Source organism: Pseudomonas sp. OE 28.3, from assembly GCF_014268205.2.
Classification (GTDB): Bacteria; Pseudomonadota; Gammaproteobacteria; order Pseudomonadales; family Pseudomonadaceae; genus Aquipseudomonas; species Aquipseudomonas edaphica.
The window spans coordinates 4,354,130-4,378,976 of record NZ_CP077082.1; the positions used below are offsets into that span (position 1 = coordinate 4,354,130).

The 24,847-nt window shown below is 61.0% G+C and carries 23 protein-coding genes; 15 read left to right on the forward strand and 8 right to left on the reverse strand.

All coding sequences use genetic code 11. The features are described 5' to 3' along the window. Window positions 1-50 precede the first annotated feature (50 nt). From HU759_RS19460 to HU759_RS19475, 4 genes are all read left to right on the forward strand, one after another. Window positions 51-1,013, forward strand: a complete 963-nt coding sequence (locus HU759_RS19460) for a TRAP transporter substrate-binding protein (protein WP_170040744.1) — start codon at window positions 51-53, stop codon at window positions 1,011-1,013. Between the two features lie 64 nt (window positions 1,014-1,077). After that, on the forward strand, window positions 1,078-1,605 hold the full coding sequence (locus HU759_RS19465) for a TRAP transporter small permease (protein WP_017136439.1): 528 nt from the start codon (window positions 1,078-1,080) through the stop codon (window positions 1,603-1,605). Beyond that, window positions 1,605-2,885, forward strand: a complete 1,281-nt coding sequence (locus tag HU759_RS19470) for a TRAP transporter large permease (RefSeq protein WP_170040743.1) — start codon at window positions 1,605-1,607, stop codon at window positions 2,883-2,885. The genes HU759_RS19465 and HU759_RS19470 overlap by 1 nt, the downstream gene beginning before the upstream one ends. Then, window positions 2,885-3,742 carry an aldose 1-epimerase gene (locus HU759_RS19475; protein WP_099550002.1) on the forward strand — a complete coding sequence of 286 codons (858 nt, stop codon included), beginning with the start codon at window positions 2,885-2,887 and terminating at the stop codon, window positions 3,740-3,742. Before HU759_RS19470 ends, HU759_RS19475 begins: the two co-directional genes overlap by 1 nt. 121 nt (window positions 3,743-3,863) lie before the next feature. Here the strand turns inward: HU759_RS19475 and HU759_RS19480 are convergent, their stop codons facing one another. From HU759_RS19480 to HU759_RS19505, 6 genes are all read right to left on the reverse strand, one after another. Continuing rightward, window positions 3,864-5,012, reverse strand: a complete 1,149-nt coding sequence (locus HU759_RS19480) for an HlyD family secretion protein (protein WP_017136436.1) — start codon at window positions 5,010-5,012, stop codon at window positions 3,864-3,866. Next, window positions 5,009-6,655 carry an MFS transporter gene (locus HU759_RS19485; RefSeq protein ID WP_017136435.1) on the reverse strand — a complete coding sequence of 549 codons (1,647 nt, stop codon included), beginning with the start codon at window positions 6,653-6,655 and terminating at the stop codon, window positions 5,009-5,011. Before HU759_RS19485 ends, HU759_RS19480 begins: the two co-directional genes overlap by 4 nt. 643 nt (window positions 6,656-7,298) lie before the next feature. After that, on the reverse strand, window positions 7,299-8,423 hold the full coding sequence (locus HU759_RS19490) for an IS481 family transposase (RefSeq protein ID WP_017135449.1): 1,125 nt from the start codon (window positions 8,421-8,423) through the stop codon (window positions 7,299-7,301). A gap of 220 nt (window positions 8,424-8,643) precedes the next feature. After that, a complete protein-coding gene (locus HU759_RS19495) occupies window positions 8,644-9,450 on the reverse strand; it encodes a sulfite exporter TauE/SafE family protein (RefSeq protein ID WP_017136251.1) in 807 nt (268 codons plus the stop codon). Further along, entirely contained in the window at window positions 9,451-10,695 is a 1,245-nt protein-coding gene (locus tag HU759_RS19500) for an FAD/NAD(P)-binding oxidoreductase (protein WP_170040872.1), read from the reverse strand. Window positions 10,696-10,746: 51 nt separating this feature from the next. Then, on the reverse strand, window positions 10,747-11,082 hold the full coding sequence (locus HU759_RS19505; protein ID WP_017136253.1) for a metalloregulator ArsR/SmtB family transcription factor: 336 nt from the start codon (window positions 11,080-11,082) through the stop codon (window positions 10,747-10,749). A 94-nt stretch (window positions 11,083-11,176) separates the two neighbouring features. On the opposite strand from HU759_RS19505, the gene HU759_RS19510 reads away from it, so the two are divergent. Further along, window positions 11,177-12,040, forward strand: coding sequence for an MBL fold metallo-hydrolase (locus HU759_RS19510; protein WP_170040873.1), 864 nt, complete (start codon window positions 11,177-11,179; stop codon window positions 12,038-12,040). A 121-nt stretch (window positions 12,041-12,161) separates the two neighbouring features. On the opposite strand, the gene bkdR is transcribed toward HU759_RS19510, so the two are convergent. Next, a complete protein-coding gene (gene bkdR, locus HU759_RS19515; protein ID WP_017136255.1) occupies window positions 12,162-12,650 on the reverse strand; it encodes a Bkd operon transcriptional regulator BkdR in 489 nt (162 codons plus the stop codon). A 195-nt stretch (window positions 12,651-12,845) separates the two neighbouring features. On the opposite strand from bkdR, the gene HU759_RS19520 reads away from it, so the two are divergent. The 5 genes from HU759_RS19520 to HU759_RS19540 all read left to right on the forward strand — a co-directional run bounded on the left by HU759_RS19520 (window position 12,846) and on the right by HU759_RS19540 (window position 19,022). Then, window positions 12,846-14,081 carry a 3-methyl-2-oxobutanoate dehydrogenase (2-methylpropanoyl-transferring) subunit alpha gene (locus tag HU759_RS19520; protein WP_017136256.1) on the forward strand — a complete coding sequence of 412 codons (1,236 nt, stop codon included), beginning with the start codon at window positions 12,846-12,848 and terminating at the stop codon, window positions 14,079-14,081. Between the two features lies 1 nt (window position 14,082). Beyond that, on the forward strand, window positions 14,083-15,141 hold the full coding sequence (locus HU759_RS19525; RefSeq protein WP_138450567.1) for an alpha-ketoacid dehydrogenase subunit beta: 1,059 nt from the start codon (window positions 14,083-14,085) through the stop codon (window positions 15,139-15,141). Further along, complete coding sequence (locus HU759_RS19530) at window positions 15,142-16,407, forward strand: dihydrolipoamide acetyltransferase family protein (protein ID WP_169988133.1); 1,266 nt, start codon at window positions 15,142-15,144, stop codon at window positions 16,405-16,407. 3 nt (window positions 16,408-16,410) lie between these two features. Then, window positions 16,411-17,790 carry a dihydrolipoyl dehydrogenase gene (gene lpdA, locus HU759_RS19535; protein ID WP_186618481.1) on the forward strand — a complete coding sequence of 460 codons (1,380 nt, stop codon included), beginning with the start codon at window positions 16,411-16,413 and terminating at the stop codon, window positions 17,788-17,790. Window positions 17,791-18,002: 212 nt separating this feature from the next. After that, window positions 18,003-19,022: a branched-chain amino acid aminotransferase gene (locus HU759_RS19540; protein ID WP_017136260.1), complete on the forward strand. Its 1,020-nt coding sequence runs from the start codon at window positions 18,003-18,005 to the stop codon at window positions 19,020-19,022. 66 nt (window positions 19,023-19,088) lie between these two features. On the opposite strand, the gene HU759_RS19545 is transcribed toward HU759_RS19540, so the two are convergent. Continuing rightward, a complete protein-coding gene (locus HU759_RS19545) occupies window positions 19,089-19,982 on the reverse strand; it encodes a GNAT family acetyltransferase (protein ID WP_080593749.1) in 894 nt (297 codons plus the stop codon). Between the two features lie 284 nt (window positions 19,983-20,266). On the opposite strand from HU759_RS19545, the gene HU759_RS19550 reads away from it, so the two are divergent. From HU759_RS19550 to HU759_RS19570, 5 genes are all read left to right on the forward strand, one after another. Next, complete coding sequence (locus tag HU759_RS19550) at window positions 20,267-21,193, forward strand: arginine deiminase-related protein (protein ID WP_186618483.1); 927 nt, start codon at window positions 20,267-20,269, stop codon at window positions 21,191-21,193. Window positions 21,194-21,204: 11 nt separating this feature from the next. Next, window positions 21,205-22,251, forward strand: a complete 1,047-nt coding sequence (locus HU759_RS19555) for an ornithine cyclodeaminase (RefSeq protein WP_170040874.1) — start codon at window positions 21,205-21,207, stop codon at window positions 22,249-22,251. A gap of 226 nt (window positions 22,252-22,477) precedes the next feature. After that, window positions 22,478-23,257, forward strand: a complete 780-nt coding sequence (locus HU759_RS19560; RefSeq protein ID WP_186618485.1) for an ABC transporter substrate-binding protein — start codon at window positions 22,478-22,480, stop codon at window positions 23,255-23,257. 176 nt (window positions 23,258-23,433) lie between these two features. Continuing rightward, window positions 23,434-24,135 (forward strand): ABC transporter permease, encoded by a 702-nt coding sequence (locus HU759_RS19565; protein WP_017136263.1) that lies wholly within the window; start codon window positions 23,434-23,436, stop codon window positions 24,133-24,135. After that, entirely contained in the window at window positions 24,132-24,845 is a 714-nt protein-coding gene (locus tag HU759_RS19570) for an ABC transporter permease (RefSeq protein WP_017136264.1), read from the forward strand. Before HU759_RS19565 ends, HU759_RS19570 begins: the two co-directional genes overlap by 4 nt. The last annotated feature ends 2 nt before the right edge of the window (window positions 24,846-24,847 follow it).

Consider the following 24,847-nt stretch of genomic DNA (forward strand, 5'->3'; position numbering starts at 1 on the left):
TGCATCGCTGTGCCTTGAATACAACAACAATAAGACAGGAGTGACACCCTATGGACTTCAAACGCACTTTGCTCGCCGCTGCATTCTTTACCCTCAGTACCGCCGCCCACGCGCTGGAAATCAAATTCGCCGACATCCATCCCGCCGGCTATCCCACCGTCGTCGCTGAACAGAACATGGGCAAGGCCCTGACTCAGGCAAGTAACGGCGAACTGACCTTCAAATACTTCCCGGGCGGTGTCCTGGGTTCCGAAAAAGAAGTGGTCGAACAGGCCCAGGTCGGTGCGGTGCAGATGACCCGCGTCAGCCTCGGCATCGTCGGGCCGGTGGTGCCGGACGTGAACGTGTTCAACTTGCCGTTCGTGTTCCGCGACCAGGCGCATATGCGCAAAATCATCGACGGCGAGATCGGCGATGAAATCCTCGCAAAGATCACCGACTCCGAGTTCGGCCTGGTGGCCCTGGCCTGGATGGACGGTGGCACGCGCAACCTCTACACCAAGAAGCCGGTGCGCAAGATCGAAGACCTCAAGGGCATGAAAATTCGTGTACAGGGCAACCCGATCTTCATCGAAGCCTTCAACGCGATGGGCGCCAACGGTATTGCCATGGACACCGGCGAAATCTTCAGTGCCTTGCAGACCGGCGTGATCGACGGCGCGGAAAACAACCCGCCGACCATGCTGGAGCACAACCACTTCCAAAACGCCAAGTTCTACACCCTCACCGAGCACCTGATCCTGCCCGAACCCATCGTGATGTCGAAGATCACCTGGAACAAACTCACGCCCGCCCAGCAAGACCTGGTGAAAAAAGCCGCCAAGGCCGCCCAGGCCGATGAGCGCGCGCTGTGGGACGCCAAGTCCGCCAGCAGCGAGGAAAAGCTCAAGAAGGCCGGCGTCGAGTTCATCACCGTCGACAAAAAACCCTTCTATGACGCCACCGCAGCGGTTCGCGCCAAGTACGGTGCGGCTTACGCCGACATCATCAAGCGCATCGACGCGGTCGAGTAATCACCCTTTCCTATAGTCAGGCCCGGCGCGGTCGGCATCGACGCGCCCGGTTACGGTGAACGCCATGAAGAATTTAGTGCTGCGCATCAACGACCGCATTTACATGACCTGCATCTGGGTCGCCGGCCTCTCGGTCCTCGGGGTCGCGCTGATCATTCCTTGGGGCATCTTCGCCCGCTACATCCTCGGCACCGGCGCAAGCTGGCCGGAGCCCACCGCCATCCTGCTGATGCTGGTGTTCACCTTTATCGGCGCCGCCGCGAGTTACCGTGCCGGCGCGCATATGTCGGTGGCCGTGGTCACCGACCGCCTGCCAGCGCGCCAACGGCAAATCGTCGGCGTTATCACGCAACTGCTGATGGCCACCATCTGCCTGTTCATGACCGTCTGGGGCAGCAAGCTGTGCCTGTCCACCTGGAACCAGTTCATGAGTGCGATCCCCACCCTGCGCGTGGGCATCACCTATATGCCAATCCCGATCGGCGGGCTGCTGACGCTGGTGTTCGTGCTGGAAAAACTCTTGCTCGGTGACCAGAGCCAGCGCCGCGTGGTGCGCTTTGATCTGGTTGAAGAAAACGAAGGGGCTGCCTGATGGACGCATTGATGCTGCTGGGCAGTTTTATCGCCTTGATCCTGATCGGCATGCCGGTGGCCTACGCCCTCGGGCTGTCGGCGCTGATCGGCGCGTGGTGGATCGACATCCCGTTCCAGGCCTTGATGATTCAGGTTGCGGGCGGGGTGAACAAGTTTTCGCTGATGGCGATTCCGTTCTTTGTACTGGCCGGGGCGATCATGGCCGAAGGCGGCATGTCGCGGCGACTGGTTGCATTTGCCGGGGTGCTGGTGGGGTTTGTGCGCGGCGGCCTGTCGTTGGTGAACATCGTGGCGTCGACGTTTTTTGGCGCGATTTCCGGCTCGTCGGTGGCCGATACCGCCTCGGTCGGTTCGGTGTTGATCCCGGAAATGGAGCGCCGTGGCTACCCGCGTGAGTTCTCTACCGCCGTCACTGTCAGCGGCTCGGTGCAAGCCTTGCTGACGCCGCCCAGCCATAACTCGGTGCTCTACTCCCTGGCGGCCGGCGGCACGGTCTCGATTGCCTCATTGTTCATGGCCGGCGTGTTGCCGGGGCTGCTGATGAGTGCATGCCTGATGGTGTTGTGCCTGATCTTCGCGAAAAAGCGCAACTACCCCAAGGGCGAGGTCATCCCGCTTAAACAAGCGCTGAAGATCTGCGCCGACGCGCTCTGGGGCTTGATGGCTATGGTGATCATCCTGGGTGGCATCCTCTCGGGCATTTTCACTGCCACCGAGTCGGCCGCGATTGCGGTGTTGTGGGCATTTTTCGTGACCATGTTCATCTATCGCGACTACAAATGGCGTGAGCTGCCCAAGCTGATGCACCGCACGGTGCGCACCATTTCCATTGTGATGATCCTGATCGCCTTCGCCGCCAGCTTCGGCTACATCATGACCCTGATGCAGATCCCGGCAAAAATCACCACGCTGTTCCTGACCCTGTCGGACAACCGCTACGTGATCCTGATGTGCATCAACGTGATGCTGCTGTTGCTCGGCACGGTGATGGACATGGCGCCGCTGATCTTGATCCTCACCCCGATTCTGCTGCCGGTGATCCTCGGTATTGGCGTGGACCCGGTGCACTTCGGCATGATCATGCTGGTGAACCTCGGGATCGGCCTGATCACTCCACCCGTGGGTGCGGTGCTGTTTGTGGGTGCGGCGGTGGGCAAGGTCAGTATCGAGAAAACCGTGACGGCGCTGCTGCCGTTTTATGCGGTACTGTTCCTGATATTGATGGCAGTGACTTACATTCCCGCGTTGTCCCTGTGGCTTCCCGGGCTGGTGCTCTGATGATTGAACTGGAAGACAGCCTGACCCATCTCACCCTCGCCCCGGCCGTAGGTGGCAGCCTCGTCAACTGGACGGTGCGCGCGACCGGGCAGCCGCTGTTGCGCCATAGCGACGAAGCTGCGCTGAACACCGGGCTGCCGGGCAAGCTGGCGTGTTACCCGCTGGCGCCGTGGTCCAATCGAGTTGCCCACGGCGGTTTCGACAACCCCGGCGGCTGGCTGGCACTCACGCCCAACAGCCCGCTCGACCCGCTGCCGATTCACGGTTCGGCCTGGCAACAGGCGTGGCAGGTGGTCAGCCAGACGGCGGATGAAGTGGTGCTGGAGGTGGTGTGCGACACGCCGTTTGCCTATCGCGCCGAGCAGCGGTTTCGCTTACGTGGCGGCGAACTGAGTATCGAGTTGCGCGTAACGCATCTGGCCGAAAAAGCCGCGTGGCATGGCTTGGGATTGCATCCGTATTTGCCACGAAGGCCCGGCACGCGGTTGCAGGCCAAGGCTTCGCAGGTGTGGATGAGTGATGCGTCCAAGCTGCCAACCGGGCTGGCGCCGGTGCCTGCCGAATGGGATTTCACTCAGCTCAAAGGGCTGCCGCAAGGCCTGGTGGACAATGGGTTTTGCCAGTGGGACGGGCGTTGCCGCATCGAACAGCCGGAGCTGGGCTATGCATTGGAGTGCCAGGCGAGCGGCGCCGATTACTTCCTGCTGTTCTGCCCGCCGGGGTTGGGGTTCTTTTGCATCGAGCCGGTGAGTCATCCGGTGAATGCGCATCACCTGCCGGGCAGGCCCGGCCTGAAGCTGCTGGAAAAAGGCCAGTCAACTCACCTCAATTTCACCCTGAAATACCAACCTTTATAACCCCAAAAAACCCTGTGGGAGCCGGGCTCGCCCGCGATGGCGGTGTGTCAGCCTGCACACCTGGACCTGATAAACCGCTATCGCAGGCAAGCCAGCTCCCACATTTTTGATCCGCATGGTGTCAAGGTGGGCTGTTTTTCAGGCGGCCCGCCGTGTCGATACTCACCACCACCGACAACCCCGGCCGCAGGCGCTCGCTCTCGGCCTGATCCGGGTCCACCGTAATCCGCACCGGCACCCGCTGCGCGATCTTCACAAAGTTGCCGGTGGCGTTATCCGCCTGCAACAGGCTGAACTCCGAGCCGGTCGCCGGGGAAATATGCTGCACCGTGCCGTGAAACTTGCGGTGGTTGAGCGCGTCCACGGTGAACGTCACCGGCTGGCCGACCTGCACATTGTCCATCTGGGTTTCTTTCATATTGGCGATCACCCACAACTGCGGCGGCACCAGCGCCATCAACTGCGCGCCGGAGTTGACGTAGGCACCCAGGCGCACACCGATCTGCCCCAGCTGGCCGTCACGCGGCGCAATGATGCGGGTGTTGGACAGGTCGATACGCGCCAGCTCCACGGCCGCATCGGCACTGGCCACCGCCGCTTCGAGGGAGCCGCGATTGACGATCACGGTTTGCAGGTCCTGACGGGCGATTTCCAGGTTGGCCTGGGCCTGAGCCACCGCCGCGACGGTCTGCGCATTCGCGGCGCGGGTCACGTCCAACTCGCGCTTGGACACTGAACCGTCGCTGATCAACTCTTCATTGCGGCGCAAGTCGGCGGTGCTTTTGCGCGCCTGGGCCTGGCTGTCCACCAGCGCGGCCTGGCGCAGTTTGATGGTGGCTTCGGCGCTGTTGCGCTGCTGCACCACATTGGCCAAGGAGGCTTTCTGCACTGCCAATTGCGCCAGCGCCTGGTCAAGACGCTGCTTGTAGATGCGGTCATCCAGGCGCACCAGCAGGTCGCCGGCCTTGACGTACTGGAAGTCCTGCACCGGCACTTCATACACGTAGCCACTCAATTGAGGGCCGATAATCGTCACTTGGCCGCGCACCAGGGCGTTCTCGGTGGTTTCCACCGCACTGCTGAAGGGTGGCAATTGCCAGGCATACAGCACGATCAACACACCGACGATGGCAATCGCGGCAAAACCCAGCGATGAGATGATGCGCACTCGCAGCGAGCGCGGCTCCGTGACGGTCGAGCCCGGTGGTGGCGTGCCTTCCGGAGTGGAGGCGATGGCGTTGGTCGTGGTCGTGGTGGTGGTTTCGGTCATGAAGTAACGCCGCTGGGTTGAACGGGAGGGGCTGCTGCTTTGGTGGTACTCATCAGCCACAGGCTGCGGGTGAAGATCCAGAGCATGGTGAGGATCGCGATGATCGCGATCAGCATGAATACGTCGTTGTAGGCCATCACATTCGCCTCACGCGTGGCCGCCGTGGCCAGGCTGCGAATGCCCATGAGGTTGCGCAGTTCCGGGTCGGCGATCACGCCGCCATAGGCCGAGCCGCCGCTCTGCACCCGTGCCGCCACGCGTGGGTCCAGCAGGGTCAGGTGTTCGACGATCATGCTGGAGTGGTATTTCTCGCGCACGATCTGGAACGTACCCAGCAACGCCGCGCCAATCAGGCCGCCGAGGTTCTGGCAGATGCCGAACATCACCGAGAAGCTCACCAGGTTGCGCGGGTTGGTCAAAACGTTTTTTGTGCCCAGCACCATGGTTGGCCCCAGGAAGAATGTGCCGCCAAAGCCTAGCAGGAACTGGCTGATATACAGGTTTTGCGGGCGGGTCAGGTTGCTGGAGAAACTGTCCATCACGGAGCCTGTGGCCATCAACGCCAGGGAGATGATCAACGGCATCAGCAGGTGCGCCGGGTTGATCGTCAGCGCGCTGACCACCAGCCCGGCAATCGCCCCGGCCAGCATCACCACGTAGAGGGTGTGCATCTGCTGGTAGCTCATGTTCAACATCTGCATAAAGCCCACCGCACCGGTGGACTGCTCGGACAGCACCATGCGAATCAGCACCACCGCCAGCGCCAGGCGAATCATCGCCCCGCTGCCGAGCCAACGCGTCATCAACATGGGGTTGGCGCGGTTATGCTCAATGGCCAGGCCGGCCATGATCAGCACCAGCGAACAGGCCGAGGCCACGCCGATCCAGGGCGCTTCCAGCCACCAGTCGATACGCCCCAACGACAGCACCGCGCAGAGCAACGCCACGCCGCTGGCAAGGATGGCAAAGGTGAGAAAGTCGAGTTTTTCAAAGGTTTTAAAACGGTCGCCGGGCGGCAGTTTGAGCATGAACACACAGCCCAGGCAGATCAGCGCCATGCCCAGCTCGAACAGGTACAGCCCGCGCCATTCGGCAATTTGCAGCAAGTCTTCGGAGAACAAGCGCGCCAGTGGCAGCGCCAACTGCGCAGTGCCCAAGCCCAGCACCAGAGCTTTGAGCCGCCACTTGGCCGGGAACGCCTGGATCATGTAGTACAAGCCCAACGAACTCAGCGCCGCACCGACCATACCGTGAGCTGCCCGTACTGCAATCGCCGAACTCAAGTCGTTGACGAACAAATGGCCGAAGGTCACCAGCGCATACAGCACCAGAAACACCTCGGTAAACGCCCGCAGGCCGAACTGCTGACGAAACTTCACCAGCAGCAGGTTCATGCACACGTTGGTCATGACGTAAGCAGCCGGCAGCCAGGCCATTTCTGCGGTGGTGGCGCCCAGTGCGCCTTGCAGGTATTGCAGGTTGGCGATCACCAGGGCATTGCCGAGCCCGCCGGTAATTGCCACCAGGATCCCGACCAACGCAAACAGCCAACGCTTGTGCGTAGGGTGCAGCGGCGTCGACGGCGAGCCGGGCAAGCTCGGCCGCTCGTGGGGTTGCCAAGTGTGGGGGGTGTATTTATCCATCGCATGACCTTGATGAGCCGACGTGCAAGGTCGGTAAATCCGTTACTCAGGGACCAGTAAACCTGAGAGGCGTTCATCTTGCCATGTCTCGTGCGGGCACGGTCAAAACTGTGGGGGCGGGCTTGCTCGCTCCCACAATTGACCGCATCCAACCTTAAGCGGATTTGCATGCACTGAAGAACTGCTTTTCTGTGGGAGCTGGCTTGCCTGCGATACAGACACCTCGGTGTGTCAGGTACACCGAGTTGATGCCATCGCAGGCAAGCCAGCTCCCACATTAGACCGAGTATGGCTCTGCTGTTGCTGTTGCTGTTGCTCCGGCCCTTACATCCTTTTCGCTGACGAAGTCAGCGGTCTTTTGATCTGCGCTTGTGATCGTGATCTTGATCTGAAATCGCCCCGTCAAACACGATGGCCGGAATTCGACAGGGATTTGGGGGGTAAACCGGCAGGGATGCCGGTTTAGCCGCGCTGGGCCAAGGATGGCCCATCGCGGCGGCCCCCCAAATCACTGGCGGATTGCGGGCATGCCGAGCCATAGCGAGGCACCGAGTGTTGGGGCGAAGACTTTTTGGTTACTTTTGTGTCTTTATGTACGGACCGGACACATGGTTGACACATGTGCGGGGACATGGTGGACACATTATTGACCATAATCAGGCTTACTAATGTCGATTGTTCGCAAAAAGTGATGGCAGAAATAGACGTCGAACAGACCATCGCTTTCTGCGTTCGGGCGGATTGCTATGTGCTGTCCTACCAAGCCTTTTGCGATGCTGAAGTAGCGTTTTTGGAAGCGAAAACGGCTGTGATAAACCTTGGCTAACACGTCGTCTGGTCCGTATTCAAACTCAGGTAGCTTTTGCGGATAAGCCCAAGGACTGCTGCGATAGCGGTCCATGGGCACCTTGTATTCCAGCGCCTGATGAGGACGTTGCAGGTTGTATATTTCACGCCATTGATCGAATGCTGATTGAGCATCCGCTAGCGTAGAAAAGTGACGCCCGTTAAGGACTTCTGCCTTGAGTGATCGATGAAAACGCTCGATTTTCCCATTTGTTTGCGGATGGTAGGGACGACTGAAACTTATCCGAATTCCCAAACGCACCAGCCAAATACTCAACTCTGTGATCTCGCCAGGATTACGCGGTGAGCCCCATGGCGCGCCATTGTCGACGTTGATACGTGCCGGTAAACCGTAAGTTTCAAATACCTCGCTCATCTTCTGTTTTACGGTGGTGCCTCGCTCGTTATCACACGCTTGGATGGCCAGGTTGAACCGCGAATGATCGTCCAGGATGGTCAGGGGGTGGCATCGGCCTTGCTGCATTGCAAAGTGGCCTTTGAAATCCATCTGCCAAAGATCGTTGGGCTCAGGATGTTCAAATCTCAGCCGGGCCTCTGGTTCTTTCTCTGAAGGCTTAATCAAGCTGTGCCGGTGCAGGACATTAGTGACAGTACTGGGAGCAATTCGCTTGTCCAGCATGCTGCTAATTGTGCGTCCGCCCCATGCCGGATGATCTTGGCGAAGTGCAACGACCTCAGCCTCCAGCTCGGCCCGGGTCAGTTTGGGGCTGCTGGCGGGCCTGCGTGACTTCTCTTGCAAACCCGCAGAGCCGCCGGCCTCGTAACGCTTTAGCCACTTGTAGGCGGTTTGCGGACTTATACCAAATCGTCGACACAGCTCTCGCTTATTACTGCCGGGTTTCTTTGCTAAGGAAACAAACTCTTGTTTTAGGCTCATGGCGTCTCTCGTGTTCCAGGGCATGATGGCCTCCCGGCGAAGCTGGCTTCGCCGAGAAGTGTCCACCATGTCCCCGCACACCCGTCAACCATGTGTCCGGTCCGTACATGTCTTTACAAAAGTGACCCGCTGTAAGAGCGGAACCCTACTCAGCCGTTACCGCAGCAACGGATATGTACACCACCAAAAGACCGCCATCGCAGGCAACCCAGCTCCCACATGTAAATTGTGTTGCACATCAGCATCAAAGCGCAGCCTTGACCAGCATCCCCGCAGCCACCACCACACACAGACTGGCAAACCCCACCTGCAACGCCCGCGCCGGGATCACCGAACACAAACGCCGACCAGCCAACATGCCGACAATACTCGCACCGATAAACACCCAGCCCATCGGCTCAATGCTCACACCGGCCTGCATCGACCCAGCCACGCCGATCAGCGAAATCAGGCTGATCACCATCAAAGAGGTGGCGACAATCCCGCGCATCTGCACATCGGTCAGTTGCTTGAACGCCGGCACGATCAGGAAGCCACCACCCACGCCAAGCAAGCCCGATACCGCGCCAGTTACCGCACCCAACGCGGCCAGAGTGGCACTGCATTTGGCAGTCCAGGCCAGGCGCCCGGTCTGCTGGTTGAGCATGCAGTTTTTCTGGCCCCAGGACGCGGCGCCATGGTCGCTTGGCCCGGCCTCGACCTTTTCGCGTTGCAACATGCGCCACGCCACCAGCACCATCAAGGCGCTGAACAGGCCCATCAGCAGGTGTTCGGGCAACTGGTGCGCAATAAACACACCCAGTGGCGAAAACAGCGCACCGAGCAAGGCGATCAATAACGCGGCGCGGTAACGCACCAGGCCATGGCGCAACCCGTCAATGGCGCCGACCGCCGCCGCTGCGCCCACGGCGAGCAACGACACCGGGGCTGCCTGGGTCATGGTCAAGCCCAGCCCCAGCACCAACGCCGGCACTCCGAGGATGCCACCGCCCGCGCCGGTCAGGCCCATGACCAGGCCCATCAATAAACCCAACAGACTTGCCAGCAGCATTTAATCCACCTTGCTCAGGCGGGTCAGCCACTCGCGGCCCTTGAGCATGCCGTTCCAGTAGAACCACGGCAGCAGCGTGGCCTTGAGGAACCACATCGAGCGACGTGCCTGGGTCGGGTCCAGCGGGAAGGTCGGCAGCAGCTTGCCGCCATAGCCGAACTCGGCCAGCACCACCTTGCCCTTCTCCACCGTCAACGGGCAGGAACCATAGCCGTCGTACTTGAGCGGCAGCGGCGCCTGTTTGCGCAGGGCCAGCAGGTTTTCGGCCACCACCACGATCTGCTTGCGCACGGCGGCTGCGGTCTTGGCGTTGGTGGTGCCGCACACATCGCCGAGGCCGAAGATATGCGGGTAGCGCAGGTGTTGCAGGCTGTGCGGGTTCACCTCACACCAACCGGCGGGGTCGGCCAACGGGCTCTGGCGGATAAAATCCGGGGCAACCTGCGGCGGGACCACGTGCAACAGATCGAAGGATTTTTCTTCGACGGTGGCCTTGCCTTCGGCGTCTTTGACTTCAAACCAGGCTTTGCGCGCCGGGCCATCGACTTTGACCAGGTTGGCATTGAACGCCAGGCGGGCGTTGTATTTCTCCACGTACTTCATCAATGGCGGCACAAAGGTCGCCACGCCAAACAGCGCGGCGCCGGCCAGGTTGAATTCGACGTCGATGTTTTTCAGGTTACCCTGCTTGAGCCAGTGATCGCAGGACAGATACATGGCTTTTTGCGGCGCGCCTGCACATTTGATCGGCATGGCCGGCTGGGTAAAGATCGCCTTGCCGCCTTGCAACTGCTGCACAAGCTGCCAGGTGTAGGCCGCGTGCTCGTAGCTGTAGTTGGAGGTCACGCCGTTCTGCCCAAGGGTCTGTTCCAGGCCGTCGATTTTTTCCCAGGCCAGGCGCAGGCCGGGGCACACGATCAGGTTGTTCCAGCTCACGCGCTGGCCGTTGTCGAGCACCAGGGTTTGCTCGTCGGGCAGCAACTCGGCGACAGCGGCCTGCACCCAGGCGACGCCATTGGGCAGTACGTCGGCCAACGGCCGTCGGGTCTTTTTCAGGTCGTAGGCGCCGCCACCGACCAGCGTCCAGGCCGGCTGATAGCAGTGGTAGTCGTTAGGTTCGATGAGGGTGATGTTCAGCTGCGGGTCGCGTTTGAGCAGGCTGGCCAGCAGGCCGATGCCTGCCGAGCCGCCGCCGATGACTACGATGTCGCCACTGATGGTCGGTCCCCAGTGTTGCTCGGTCATGGTCTTTTGCCTTTTATCGTCAATGCACACAAGGGTCGCTGCCGTATGGCGTCACGCCCAGCTTTTTATGACCGCGCCGCAGTACAAGCCGGACAAGGTCTTCATCACTTGAATCACTTCGTGGCTGGCCAGCCCGTAGAAAATGTATTTACCTTCCCGACGGGTGGCGACCAACCCTTCGTCACGCAAAATGCCCAACTGTTGTGACAGTGTGGGCTGACGCACGCCGGTCATGGTTTCCAGCTCGCCGACGTTGCGCTCGCCCTGGGTCAACTGGCACAGGATCAACAGGCGGTCCTCATTGGCCAGTGCCTTGAGCAAGGAGCACGCCTTGGACGCCGATGCGCGCAACTGGGCGACTTCGCCCTCACTCAGAGTAGATTCCATTTGCCTCGGGTCCTTTATGTCACTTAAGCTCAAAACATTATGTGTAAACGTAAACTGATTGTAACCACTTTTTTCGCTTCCGGGGACCGCCGCCATGCCAGCGTTGATTCAAGCCTTTCTGGACGAGGCATCGTCGACCTTCACCTACGTCATTTATGAACACGATGGCGGCCCCTGCGCCATCGCCGATTCGGTACTCAATTACGACCCCGCGTCCGGGCGCACTGAAACCAACCAAGCCGATAAAGTCATCGCGTTCGTGCGTGAACACGGCTTGCAGGTGCAGTGGCTGCTGGAAACCCATGCGCATGCCGATCACTTGTCCGCTGCGCCTTACCTGCGCCGCACGCTCGGCGGCAAAATCGCCATCGGCCAATCCATCAGTAAGGTCCAGGATGTCTTCAAGAGCCTGTTCAACCTGGAGCCGGAATTCCGCGTCGATGGCTCGCAGTTCGACCACCTGTTTGCGCCGGATGAAATCTTTCATATCGGCAACTTGAAGGCCCAGGCGCTGCATGTGCCTGGCCACACCCCGGCCGACATGGCGTACCTGATCGACGGTCGTTTGATTCTGGTAGGCGACACGCTGTTCATGCCGGATGTAGGCACCGCGCGTTGCGACTTCCCTGGTGGTGACGCGCGACAGTTGTATGCGTCGATGCGCAAGCTGCTGGCCTTTCCATTGGAGACTGAACTGTACGTGTGCCATGACTACCCGCCTGAAAGCCGCGAGGCCAAGTGCCTGACCACGGTCGCCGAGCAGCGCGCGGGCAATATTCATGTGCATGACGGGGTGGATGAGGCGGCGTTTGTAGAGATGCGCACCCAGCGTGATGCCGGGTTGGGAATGCCGACGCTATTGCTGCCGGCGATTCAGGTGAATGTGCGGGCGGGGAATATGCCGCCGGCGGAAGCAAACGGGGTGACGTATCTGAAGATTCCGCTTAACCAACTGTAAAAAGCGCCGATTCCTTTGTGGGAGCTGGCTTGCCTGCGATAGCGATGCATCAGTAACCCGTGTGTCAACTGGCCCACCGCTATCGCAGGCAAGCCAGCTCCCACAATTGTCCTGTGTTGTGTCAGGAACCCAGGCTGATGCCATTAGCCGGCAACGGCAGCGCGGTCTTGTAGCGCACCTGCTTGAGCGCAAAGCTCGAGCGAATATTGGCCACGCCCGGCACCTTGGTCAGAAAGTCCATCATGAAACGCTCCAGCGACTGGATCGTCGGCACCAGCACCCGGATCAGATAATCCGGGTCGCCCGCCATCAGGTAACACTCCATCACTTCCGGCCGGTCAGAAATCGCGCCTTCGAACTGCTGCAATGCCAGTTCATTCTGCTTTTCCAGGCTCACATGAATGAACACATTCACGTGCAGCCCCAGCAGATCGGCGTCCAGCAACGTGACCTGATCACGGATAAGCCCCAATTCCTCCATGGCCTTCACCCGGTTAAAGCATGGCGTGGGCGACAGGTTGACCGAACGGGCCAGGTCGGCGTTGGTAATGCGGGCGTTCTCCTGCAGGGCATTGAGAATGCCGATATCGGTACGGTCCAGTTTGCGCATGAGACAAAATCACCTGTTTATTATGTTTATGCAGTTTTTTTATCCGCAAATGGTCTTGAGCGCAATGAAACACAGATAAATATTCTTCTACGCCACGCCTATGATGTTTGTAGGACAAGATTTCTCCTATCCGGAGACTGACTGTCAGCTAGCGCGCCCACTACAAGAAATTCACAAGATCGAGCGTAGAAAGCCATGAACCAGCCGTATGCACCACTGCGCCTGCACGTTCCCGAACCCTCGGGCCGCCCAGGCTGCAAGACCGACTTTACCTACCTGCGCCTGACTGACGCAGGTACGGTGCGCAAACCCGCCATCGACGTAGAACCCGCCGACACCGCTGACCTGGCCAAGGGCCTGATCCGCGTGCTTGACGACCAGGGCCAGGCTCTTGGCCCGTGGGCTGAAGGGGTATCCGCCGAGATCATGCGTAAAGGCATGCGCGCCATGCTCAAGACGCGCATCTTCGACAACCGCATGGTGGTCGCACAGCGTCAGAAAAAAATGTCGTTCTACATGCAAAGCCTTGGCGAAGAAGCCATCGGCAGCGCCCAGGCCCTGGCCTTGAATATCGACGACATGTGCTTCCCCACCTACCGCCAGCAAAGCATCCTGATGGCCCGCGAAGTGCCGCTGGTGGACCTGATCTGCCAACTGCTGTCCAACGAGCGCGACCCGCTCAAGGGCCGTCAGTTGCCAATCATGTATTCGGTCAAGGACGCCGGTTTCTTCACCATTTCCGGCAACCTCGCCACCCAATTCGTGCAAGGCGTGGGCTGGGGCATGGCCTCGGCGATCAAGGGCGACACCAAGATTGCCTCGGCCTGGATCGGCGACGGCGCCACCGCCGAATCGGACTTCCACACCGCCCTCACCTTCGCCCACGTTTACCGCGCGCCGGTGATTCTCAACGTGGTCAACAACCAGTGGGCCATCTCCACCTTCCAGGCTATCGCCGGCGGTGAAGCCACCACCTTCGCCGGACGCGGCGTGGGTTGCGGCATCGCCTCCCTGCGTGTGGACGGCAACGACTTTATCGCCGTGTATGCAGCGTCTGCCTGGGCCGCCGAGCGTGCGCGCCGCAACCTTGGGCCAACCCTCATCGAGTGGGTCACCTACCGCGCCGGCCCGCACTCCACCTCGGACGATCCGTCCAAATACCGCCCAGCCGATGACTGGAGCCACTTCCCGCTCGGCGACCCGATTGCGCGCCTCAAGCAGCACCTGATCAAGATTGGCCAGTGGTCCGAAGAAGAGCACACGGCAGTCAGTGCCGAGCTTGAGGCCGAAGTGGTCAAGGCGCAGAAAGAAGCCGAACAGTACGGCACCCTGGCCGGCGGCCAGATTCCAAGCGCCGCGACCATGTTCGAAGACGTTTATAAAGAGATGCCGGAGCACTTGAAGCGCCAGCGTCAAGAGTTGGGGGTCTGACATGAACGATCACAACAACAGCATCGAATTGGAAACCGCCATGACCACCACCACCATGACCATGATCCAGGCCCTGCGCTCGGCCATGGATGTGATGCTTGAGCGTGACGATAACGTGGTGGTGTTCGGCCAGGACGTCGGCTACTTCGGCGGCGTATTCCGTTGCACCGAAGGTTTGCAGAACAAGTACGGCAGCTCGCGGGTGTTTGACGCGCCGATCTCCGAAAGCGGCATCGTCGGCGTTGCCGTGGGCATGGGGGCCTACGGCCTGCGCCCGGTCGCCGAGATTCAATTCGCTGACTACGTGTACCCGGCCACCGACCAGATCATCTCCGAAGCCGCCCGCCTGCGTTATCGCTCGGCCGGCCAGTTCACCGCACCCTTGACCATGCGCATGCCGTGCGGCGGCGGCATCTACGGCGGCCAGACCCACAGCCAGAGTATTGAAGCGGTGTTCACCCAGGTCTGCGGCCTGCGCACGGTGATGCCGTCCAACCCGTATGACGCCAAGGGTCTGTTGATCGCCTCGATCGAAAACGACGACCCGGTGATCTTCCTCGAGCCTAAGCGCCTGTACAACGGCCCGTTCGATGGCCATCACGATCGCCCGGTCACACCCTGGTCCAAACACCCGCAAGCGCAAGTGCCGGACGGTTACTACACCGTGCCGCTGGACGTGGCCGCCATCGTGCGCCCGGGCTCGGCGGTGACGGTGCTGACCTACGGCACCACCGTATACGTGTCGCAAGTCGCCGCCGAAGAAACCGGCATCGACGCCGAGGTCATCGACCTGCGCAGCCTGTGGCCGCTGGACCTGGAAACCATCGTCAACTCGGTGAAAAAGACCGGCCGTTGCGTGGTGGTGCATGAAGCCACCCGCACCTGCGGCTTTGGTGCCGAACTGGTGTCGCTGGTGCAAGAGCATTGCTTCCATCACCTGGAAGCGCCGATCGAACGCGTCACCGGTTGGGACACGCCCTACCCGCACGCGCAAGAGTGGGCGTATTTCCCAGGGCCGTCCCGCGTGGGCGCGGCGTTGAAACGGGTCATGGAGGTCTGAATGGGCACGCACGTTATCAAGATGCCGGACATTGGCGAAGGCATTGCAGAAGTTGAACTGTCGGTATGGCATGTAAAAGTCGGCGACCTGGTGGTTGAAGACCAGGTGCTGGCGGATGTGATGACCGACAAGGCGATGGTGGACATTCCCTCGCCGGTGCACGGCAAAGTGATTTCTCTGGGCGGCGAGCCCGGCGAAGTCATGGCGGTGGGCAGTATTTTGATCAGCATTGAAGTCGAAGGCGCCGGGAATGCCAAGGATGCGCCGGTGGTGGCTGAGCCGGTGAAAGCTGCGCCAGCGCCGGTGGTTGAAGCCAAGCCAGCGCCTGCGCCTGTGGCTGAAGCAAAGCCAGTTGCCAAACCTGCTGCGGCACCGGTTGCGCGTGACGCGAACGAACGCCCGTTAGCTTCGCCTGCCGTGCGCAAACACGCGCTGGATGCCGGCATTCAGCTGCGTCTGGTGCAGGGCAGCGGCCCGGCAGGTCGGGTGCTGCACGAAGATCTGGACGCTTACCTGCAACAAGGTGCAACCCAGGCTTCGGCAACCGCCAACCCTTACGCCGAACGCAACAGCGAAGAACAGATCCCGGTGATCGGCATGCGCCGCAAGATCGCCCAGCGCATGCAGGACGCCACCCGCCGCGCCGCGCATTTCAGCTACGTGGAAGAAATCGACGTCACGGCGCTGGACGAGCTGCGCGTGCACCTTAATGAGAAGCACGGCGCCACCCGCGGCAAATTGACCTTGCTGCCGTTTATCGTGCGCGCCATGGTCGTGGCGTTGCGCGACTTCCCGCAGATCAACGCACGCTACGACGACGAAGCCCAAGTCATCACCCGCCTGGGCGCGGTGCATGTGGGCGTCGCTACCCAAAGCGATGTGGGCCTGATGGTGCCGGTGGTACGTCACGCCGAAGCCCGCAGCCTGTGGGGCAATGCCGAGGAAATTGCGCGTTTGGCCAGCGCCGCGCGCAATGGCAAGGCCAGTCGTGATGAACTGTCGGGCTCGACCATCACCCTGACCAGCCTCGGCGCGTTGGGCGGCATTGTCAGCACGCCGGTGCTGAACCTGCCGGAAGTCGCCATTGTCGGCGTCAACCGCATCGTTGAACGGCCGATGGTAATCAAAGGCCAGATCGTGGTGCGCAAGATGATGAACCTCTCCAGCTCCTTCGATCACCGTGTGGTCGACGGCATGGACGCGGCGCAATTCATCCAGGCCATTCGTGGCCTGCTCGAACAACCCGCCAGCCTGTTTTTGGAGTAAGGCATGCCTCAGACATTGAACACCACGCTGCTGATTATCGGCGGCGGCCCCGGCGGTTATGTGGCGGCGATCCGCGCCGGCCAGCTGGGCATCCCGACCATTCTGGTCGAGGGCCAGGCGCTCGGCGGCACGTGCCTGAACATCGGCTGCATTCCCTCCAAAGCCCTGATCCACGTGGCCGAGCAGTTCCAGCAAACCGTGCACCACAGCCAGGGTTCGCAGTTGGGTATTGAAGTGGATGTGCCGACCCTGGACATCCGCAAGAGCGTGGAATGGAAAGACGGCATTGTTGATCGCCTGACCACCGGCGTGGCCGCCTTGATCAAGAAGCATAAAGTGCAGGTGATCCACGGCTGGGCCAAGGTGGTGGACGGCAAGACCGTCGACGTCGGCGACCAGCGCATTCAGTGCGAGCACCTGCTGCTGGCCACCGGCTCGAAAAGCGTCAACCTGCCGATGCTGCCGATTGGCGGGCCGATCATCTCGTCAACCGAAGCACTGGCGCCGACCCGCGTGCCCAAGCGCCTGATTGTGGTGGGCGGCGGCTATATCGGCCTGGAGCTGGGCATTGCCTATCGCAAGCTCGGCGCCGAGGTCAGTGTGGTCGAGGCACAGGAGCGTATCCTGCCGGCCTACGATGGCGAACTGACGCTGCCGGTGGCCGAATCGCTCAAGCAGTTGGGGGTCAAGCTGTACCTCAGCCACAGCGTCACCGGTTTCGAAAACAACAGCCTGCAGGTACGTGACCCGAACGGCGACACGCTGTCGCTGCAAACCGATCAGGTGCTGGTGGCCGTGGGCCGCAAACCCAACACCCAGGGCTGGAACCTCGAAGCGCTGAACCTGGCGATGAACGGCGCGGCGATCAAGATCGACAACCGTTGCCAGACCAGCATGCGCAATGTGTACGCCATCGGCGACCTGAGCGGTGAGCCGATGCTGGCGCACCGGGCCATGGCCCAGGGCGAGATGGTCGCCGAACTGATCAGCGGCAAACACCGCGAATTCAACCCGGCCGCCATCCCGGCGGTGTGCTTCACCGACCCGGAACTGGTGGTGGTCGGCAAGACCCCGGACGAAGCCAAGGCGGCTGGCCTCGACTGCATCGTGTCGAGCTTCCCGTTTGCGGCCAATGGCCGGGCGATGACCCTGGAGTCTAAAACCGGCTTTGTGCGCGTGGTCGCGCGGCGTGACAACCACCTGATTGTCGGCTGGCAGGCGGTGGGGGTTGGTGTGTCCGAGCTGTCTACGGCCTTTGGCCTGTGCCTGGAGATGGGTTCGCGCCTGGAAGATGTGGCGGGCACGATCCATGCGCATCCGACCCTCGGCGAAGCGGTTCAGGAAGCGGCTTTAAGAGCATTGGGGCACGCGCTGCACCTGTAGGCCATCGCAGGCAAGCCAGCTCCCACAGGGCAATGTATTCCAAATGTGGGAGCTGGCTTGCCTGCGATAGCGGTGTATCAGCCAATACACACGCTCAATGGTCCGCCCACCTGCTCCCACACCGGCCAAGAATGAAGTATTGTTGCGCCCATCCAGTAAAAAACCGACAAGCCTGCCTTCGACCAGGCGGTTGACCAGAGATAGAGGGTGTCATGGGTAACGAAAGCATCAATTGGGACAAGCTGGGTTTTGACTACATCAAGACCGACAAACGGTTTCTCCAAACCTGGAAAAACGGCGAGTGGCAAGCGGGCACCCTGACCGACGACAACGTGCTGCACATCAGCGAGGGTTCCACCGCCCTGCACTATGGCCAGCAGTGCTTTGAAGGCCTCAAGGCCTACCGCTGCAAGGACGGCTCGATCAACCTGTTCCGTCCGGACCAGAACGCCGCCCGTATGCAACGCAGCTGCGCACGCTTGCTGATGCCGCATGTGACCACCGAAGACTTCATCGAAGCCTGCAAACAAGTGGTCAAGGCCAACGAGCGGTTCATCCCGCCGTACGGCAGTGGCGGCGCGCTGTACCTGCGCCCGTTCGTGATCGGCACCGGTGAAAACATCGGCGTGCGTAGCGCACCGGAGTTTATCTTCTCGGTATTCGCCATCCCGGTCGGCGCCTACTTCAAGGGCGGCCTGGTGCCACACAATTTCCAGATCTCCACGTTCGACCGCGCTGCGCCACAGGGCACCGGCGCCGCCAAGGTCGGTGGCAACTATGCCGCCAGCCTGATGCCGGGCGCTGAAGCAAGGAAATCCGGTTTCGCCGACGCGATCTACCTGGACCCGATGACCCACTCGAAAATCGAGGAAGTCGGTTCGGCCAACTTCTTTGGTATCACCCGCGACAACCAGTTCATCACGCCGAAGTCGCCTTCGGTGCTGCCAGGCATCACCCGCCTGTCGCTGATCGAACTGGCCGAGACCCGCCTGGGCCTGAAAGTGGTCGAGGGCGACGTGTTCATCGACAAACTGGACCAGTTCAAGGAAGCCGGCGCCTGCGGCACCGCTGCCGTGATCTCGCCAATCGGCGGCATCCAGTACGACGGCAAGCTGCACGTGTTCCACAGCGAAACCGAAGTGGGCCCGATCACCCAGGCGCTCTACAAAGAACTGACCGGCGTGCAGACCGGCGACGTTGAAGCGCCAGAGGGTTGGATCGTCAAGGTCTAACCCCAAAAAACGCAAAACCCAATGTGGGAGTGGGCTTGCCAGCTCCCACATTTGATTTCGGTGTGCTCACACGTCCTTGGGAATATTCACCGCAATCTTCTTGCCCATGCTGATCCTCGGCTCCACCCCATACCCCAACGCCTCGTAGAACCCCACCACCGCGTCATTGCCGCCCGTAATCTGCAGGTTGATTTTCATGCAACCCAACGCAGTCAACGCCTGCTCGGCATAGCGCACCAGCGAAGCACCCAGGCCCTGCCGACGATAATCGCGGTGCACCGCCACCGAATACAACCAGCCGCGATGCCCGTCATAGCCGGCCAGAATAGTGCCGATCACGGCCTTTTTATCCGTCGCCACAAAGAACAACCCATCGTTTACCGCCAGCTTTTTGTCGATTGCCAGGCTTGGCAGGTTGTGCGCGGTGTCATAGCCAAACGCCTGCTGCCAAAGCGCCACCACCTGGGATCGGTGCGGACGATCGCGATATGGCCCGATGGGATGGCGCGATAACAAGGCCTTCTCCATCACGAGCGTGCGCTCATTGCCATGGTAAACGTCGCGTACCGTGTGAAAGCCCAGCTTGGTATAAAACGGCTCGGCCGTCAGCGATGACGGCACGCTCAGGACCGTCACCCCGGCTTCAACGGCCCGCAGCTCAATCTCGATCATCAGCAGCCGGCCAATGCCCTGCCCTTGCAACGCCGGGTTGACGAATACCGAGCGCACCACATTGCCATCAAGGGCGGCGGTGGCGACGATCATCTGATCCTGGGTCGCCACCAGCACCACCCGGCGCTGGAGCAAGGCCAGCACGGCGTCGGGTGTGAAGTTGCTGGCAACCCGAGCAATCACATCTGCCGGGTAGTCCCGCGCATTGCTGCTGTGCAAGGCTGCCAGGATGACCTGGCTGATGCCCTCGGCATCGGTGGGTTGGGCAAGACGAACAGCGGTAGACATGCATTCTCCTTCCTGGCTCGGGTTTCGCGACCGCCACCATACTAATGTGGGAGCTGGCTTGCCTGCGATAGCGGTCTGTCAGTCAGCGCATCTGGCGCAGACAGACCGCCATCGCAGGCAAGCCAGCTCCAACAGTTTGATTGCATTTCAACTCGCCAGCCGATTCGGCTGCCCTACCCCACTTTTCAGCTTTCCCGGCTGAGCCGCCCCGCTATATCAGCCGGGATTCACCCGCCACAGCGCACAAAATAGCCCCACTGCTCAACCCATGGATTCGTGCCCCCATGCAAACCACCAACACCGTCTTGATGATTCGCCCGGCGCGCTTTGCCTTCAACCCGGATACCGCGATCAACAACCACTTCCAACGCCAGCCACTTGACCCGCTGAGCGCGCAGCAAAAAGCGCTGCAGGAGTTCGACGGCTATGTCGATACCCTGCGCCAACATGGCGTAGAGGTGCTGGTGGTGCAAGACACCCCGGCGCCCCACACGCCCGACTCGATCTTCCCCAACAACTGGTGGAGCAGCCACGCCGATGGCAGCCTGGTGCTGTACCCGATGGAAGGCCAGAACCGACGACTGGAGCGCAACAAAGGTGTGCTGCAAGTGCTGGAGCAGCGTTTTGCGATCCATAGCACCATCGACCTCAGCCCCCTCGAACAACAGAACATCTTCCTCGAAGGCACCGGCAGCATGGTGCTCGACCGCCAGCACCGTATCAGCTATGCCTGCCACTCCGGGCGCACCCACCAAGACGCCTTGCGCCAGTTCGCCGAACGCCTCGACTACCAACTCTGCGTCTTCCACGCCGTCGACCGCCACCACGCGCCGATCTACCACAGCAACGTGATGATGAGTGTCGGCCGCGACCTCTCGGTGGTGTGCCTGCAAGCCCTGCCCGATGCCAGCGAACGCCAGGCCCTGGAACGCTCGCTGCGCGACACCGGCAAAGACATCCTTGCCCTCGACTTCGACCAGCTCGAAGCCTTCGCCGGCAACATGCTTGAAGTCCACGACCGTGACGGCCAGCCGCTGCTGGTTATGTCGGCCAGCGCCTGGAGCGCCCTGCACCCGGCCCAGCGCACGCATGTAGAACGCCACACCCGCCCGGTGGTGGTGAACATCGACAACATCGAACGCATCGGCGGCGGCAGTGCCCGCTGCATGCTGGCGGAAGTGCACCTGCCCGCCCGCGCCTCATTTCAATAAGGAGTCTTGCCATGACCCGTTATATCGACGTCAACGACCTCAGCTACCTGGTTTCACAAAAAGGCCTGCAAACCTGCATCAGCGAAATGGCCGAATACATCCGCGCCGACTACCTGCGCTGGCAGGACTTCGAAAAGTGCGCGCGCCTGGCCAACCATTCGCCGGACGGCGTGATCGAGCTGATGCCGGTGTCCGACGCCTCGCTGTACGCCTTCAAGTACGTGAACGGCCACCCGAAGAACACCCTGGCCGGCATGCTCACAGTGATGGCCTTTGGCGCCCTGGGCGATGTCGACACCGGCAAGCCGGTGCTGCTGGCCGAAATGACCCTGACCACCGCGATCCGCACCGCGGCCACCTCTGCCCTGGTAGCCCGTTACCTGGCGCGCGACAACAGCCGCAGCATGGCGTTGATCGGCAACGGCTCGCAAAGCGAGTTCCAGGCCCTGGCCTTCCACGCCATGCTCGGTATCACCGAAATCCGCCTGTTCGATATCGACGCCAAGGCCACTGCCAAGCTGGCGGCCAACCTCAAGGCGTTCCCGGCGATCAAGGTGATCCTGGCCGCCAGCGTGGCCGAAGCGGTCAAAGGCGCGGACATCGTCACCACCGTCACGGCGGACAAGGCTTACGCCACCATCCTCACCGACGACATGATCGAACCGGGCATGCACCTGAATGCCGTGGGCGGCGACTGCCCCGGCAAAACCGAGCTGGACCGCCGCATCGTCGAGCGCGCCCGGGTGATCGTCGAGTACGAACCGCAAAGCCGTATCGAAGGTGAAATCCAGCACATGCCCGAAGATTCGCCGGTGACCGAGCTGTGGCAAGTGATCAATGGCCAGCAGCCCGGCCGCGAGAACGCGCGCCAAGTCACGCTGTTCGACTCGGTGGGTTTTGCCATCGAAGACTACTCGGCCCTGCGTTACGTGCTGGACGTGGCCAAGGCGCTGGATGTGGGCAGCACACTTGAGCTGGTGCCGGACCTCGCCGACCCGAAAGACCTGTTTGCACGCCTGGCCCAACAGCCACGCGTACAGCACAAAAAGCGCGCCTGAAACCGCTCTGGCCTGCCGCTTTGCGCCCAAGGCAGGCCGGATTTACATCAATCAAAAGCCGATTTTGCGCGTACCGCAGCCGATTCCGCTGCATTGCGCTTTTTAACAGCGCAATTTGCGCTTTATGCACGGGGTAAACGACACAAAAAACGCACCACCATGAAGCATTCTCTGCTCCCAGCGATTCACCGCCCTTACATCAATTACAAAATATAGGGACTGTCACATGACTCCATTGCGATCACTCTTCGCCGCGTTGCTGTTGCCACTGTGCGCCAGCGCCGCCCACGCCCAGGACTGGAAAGAAATCCGCTTCGGCGTATTCCCCGAGTACCCACCCTTTGAGTCCGTCGCCGCCGACGGCAGCCTGCAAGGTTTTGATATCGAGTTGGGCAACGCCATCTGCGCCAAGCTCGAAGTCAAATGCACCTGGGTGCACAACGAATTCGACGGCATGATCCCGGCCCTGCGCGCGCGCAAGTTCGACGCGATCATGTCGTCCATGGCGGTCACACCGGCTCGCAAAAAAGTCATCGACTTCAGCGACCGCCTGTTCCTCAGCCCCACCTCGGTGATCACCCGTAAAAACGCCGAGTTCGGCGACACGCCGGAGTCGCTCAAAGGCAAGCAGGTGGGCGTGCTGCAAGGTTCACTGCAAGAAGCCTATGCACGTGCGCACCTGGCCAGGCTCGGCGCGCAGATCAAGGCGTACCAGTCCCAGGAGCAGAACTACGCCGACCTGCAAAACGGCCGCCTCGACGCCACCCTGACCGACAAGCTCGAAGCCCAGCTCAACTTCCTGTCCAAGCCTGAAGGCGCCGACTACAAGACGGGCCCGGCCTTCAAGGACCCGACCTTGCCGCTGGATATCGCCATGGGCTTGCGCAAGAACGACGCCGAACTGCGTGCGCTGATCAATAAGGGCATCGCCGCCGTGCAGGCCGATGGCACCTACGCACAGATCCAGAAGAAGTACTTCGGCGATCAGGATATCTACAACGAATAGGCCCACCTCGGCCCCTGTGGGAGCTGGCTTTTGTGGCGAGCAAGCTTGCTTGCGCTGGAGTGCGAAGCGCTCCAAAAAAAGCCGGCGCCAGCTGCGCTGTCGAACGGGAGCAAGCTCCCTCGCCACAAAAGCCCGCTCCCACAGGGGTATATCTACGCCCATTTGAGACCCCCTCAATGAACGAACTCCTCAACCTGCAAGGCTACGGCCCGATGCTGGCCCAGGGTGCCTGGATGACGCTCAAGCTGGCGTTGCTGGCGCTGACCCTGAGCCTCGCCCTGGGCCTGATCGCCGCCGGCGCCAAGCTTTCGAGCGCCAAATGGCTGCGCGTGCCCGCCACCCTGTACACCACGCTGATACGCAGCGTGCCGGACCTGGTGCTGATCCTGCTGATTTTCTACAGCCTGCAACTATGGCTCAACGACCTGAGCGAAGTGTTCGGCTGGGATTACTTTGAAATCGATCCGTTTACCGCCGGGGTGATCACCCTGGGGTTTATCTACGGCGCGTATTTCACCGAAAACTTTCGCGGCGCCATTCTCAGTGTGCCGGCCGGGCAACTGGAAGCCGCCACCGCCTACGGCCTGAGCCGCTGGCAGCGCTTTCACCTGGTGCTGTTCCCGCAACTGATGCGCTTTGCCCTGCCGGGCCTGGGCAACAACTGGCTGGTGCTGCTCAAGTCCACGGCGCTGGTGTCGATCATCGGCCTGTCGGACCTGGTCAAGGCTGCGCAAAACGCGGGCAAGACCACCAATGAGCCACTGTACTTCCTGATCCTCGCGGGCCTGGTGTACCTGGTGATCACCACCCTCTCCAACCGCATCTTCAAGCGCCTCGAACGGCGCTACAACCTCGGCATCAAGGGGATGGCGCGATGATCGAACTGTTCCAGCAATACGGCCTGGCCTACCTGTTCAGCGATGGCACAGGGTTGTCCGGAGTCGCCATGACCTTGTGGCTGTTTATCATCTCGGTGGTCGCAGGTTTTGTCCTGTCGATCCCGCTGGCGCTGGCGCGCGTCTCGCAGCACGTCTGGCTGCGCTGGCCGGTGGAGGTCTACACCTATCTGTTTCGTGGCACGCCGCTGTATATCCAATTGCTGATTTGCTACACCGGGCTTTACAGCCTGGAAGTGGTGCAGAACAACGCGCTACTTAATCAGTTTTTCCGTAATGCGCTCAACTGCACGTTGCTGGCGTTTGTGCTCAACACCTGCGCCTATACCGTGGAAATCTTCGCCGGGGCGATCCGCAACATTCCCCACGGCGAAATCGAAGCTGCGCGTGCCTATGGCCTGCACGGCTGGCGCCTCAACCTGTTTGTGGTGGTGCCCGCCGCGCTGCGCCGTGCGCTGCCAGCCTACAGCAATGAAATGATCCTGATGTTGCACGCTACCTCGCTGGCCTTTACCGCCACCGTCGCCGATATCCTCAAGGTCGCCCGCGACGCCAACGCCGAGACGTTCCTGACGTTCCAGGCTTTCGGCATCGCCGCCCTGCTCTACATGCTGCTGTCCTTTGCACTGGTGGGCCTGTTCCGACTGGCCGAACGTCGCTGGATGCGTTTTCTTGTTCCTACCCGAGGCTAACT

Excerpts from the sequence above, each read along its gene's own strand:
- HU759_RS19465 (WP_017136439.1), top strand. The coding sequence starts at position 1,078 with ATGAAGAATTTAGTGCTGCGCATCAACGACCGCATTTACATGACCTGC.
- HU759_RS19565 (WP_017136263.1), top strand. The coding sequence starts at position 23,434 with ATGAACGAACTCCTCAACCTGCAAGGCTACGGCCCGATGCTGGCCCAG.
- HU759_RS19550 (WP_186618483.1), top strand. The coding sequence starts at position 20,267 with ATGCAAACCACCAACACCGTCTTGATGATTCGCCCGGCGCGCTTTGCC.
- HU759_RS19520 (WP_017136256.1), top strand. The coding sequence starts at position 12,846 with ATGAACCAGCCGTATGCACCACTGCGCCTGCACGTTCCCGAACCCTCG.
- HU759_RS19485 (WP_017136435.1), bottom strand. The coding sequence starts at position 6,655 with ATGGATAAATACACCCCCCACACTTGGCAACCCCACGAGCGGCCGAGC.
- lpdA (WP_186618481.1), top strand. The coding sequence starts at position 16,411 with ATGCCTCAGACATTGAACACCACGCTGCTGATTATCGGCGGCGGCCCC.
- HU759_RS19500 (WP_170040872.1), bottom strand. The coding sequence starts at position 10,695 with ATGACCGAGCAACACTGGGGACCGACCATCAGTGGCGACATCGTAGTC.
- HU759_RS19490 (WP_017135449.1), bottom strand. The coding sequence starts at position 8,423 with ATGCCCTGGAACACGAGAGACGCCATGAGCCTAAAACAAGAGTTTGTT.
- HU759_RS19560 (WP_186618485.1), top strand. The coding sequence starts at position 22,478 with ATGACTCCATTGCGATCACTCTTCGCCGCGTTGCTGTTGCCACTGTGC.
- HU759_RS19510 (WP_170040873.1), top strand. The coding sequence starts at position 11,177 with ATGCCAGCGTTGATTCAAGCCTTTCTGGACGAGGCATCGTCGACCTTC.
- HU759_RS19525 (WP_138450567.1), top strand. The coding sequence starts at position 14,083 with ATGAACGATCACAACAACAGCATCGAATTGGAAACCGCCATGACCACC.
- HU759_RS19555 (WP_170040874.1), top strand. The coding sequence starts at position 21,205 with ATGACCCGTTATATCGACGTCAACGACCTCAGCTACCTGGTTTCACAA.
- HU759_RS19495 (WP_017136251.1), bottom strand. The coding sequence starts at position 9,450 with ATGCTGCTGGCAAGTCTGTTGGGTTTATTGATGGGCCTGGTCATGGGC.
- HU759_RS19545 (WP_080593749.1), bottom strand. The coding sequence starts at position 19,982 with ATGTCTACCGCTGTTCGTCTTGCCCAACCCACCGATGCCGAGGGCATC.
- HU759_RS19460 (WP_170040744.1), top strand. The coding sequence starts at position 51 with ATGGACTTCAAACGCACTTTGCTCGCCGCTGCATTCTTTACCCTCAGT.
- HU759_RS19505 (WP_017136253.1), bottom strand. The coding sequence starts at position 11,082 with ATGGAATCTACTCTGAGTGAGGGCGAAGTCGCCCAGTTGCGCGCATCG.
- HU759_RS19470 (WP_170040743.1), top strand. The coding sequence starts at position 1,605 with ATGGACGCATTGATGCTGCTGGGCAGTTTTATCGCCTTGATCCTGATC.
- HU759_RS19480 (WP_017136436.1), bottom strand. The coding sequence starts at position 5,012 with ATGACCGAAACCACCACCACGACCACGACCAACGCCATCGCCTCCACT.
- HU759_RS19570 (WP_017136264.1), top strand. The coding sequence starts at position 24,132 with ATGATCGAACTGTTCCAGCAATACGGCCTGGCCTACCTGTTCAGCGAT.
- HU759_RS19475 (WP_099550002.1), top strand. The coding sequence starts at position 2,885 with ATGATTGAACTGGAAGACAGCCTGACCCATCTCACCCTCGCCCCGGCC.
- HU759_RS19530 (WP_169988133.1), top strand. The coding sequence starts at position 15,142 with ATGGGCACGCACGTTATCAAGATGCCGGACATTGGCGAAGGCATTGCA.
- bkdR (WP_017136255.1), bottom strand. The coding sequence starts at position 12,650 with ATGCGCAAACTGGACCGTACCGATATCGGCATTCTCAATGCCCTGCAG.
- HU759_RS19540 (WP_017136260.1), top strand. The coding sequence starts at position 18,003 with ATGGGTAACGAAAGCATCAATTGGGACAAGCTGGGTTTTGACTACATC.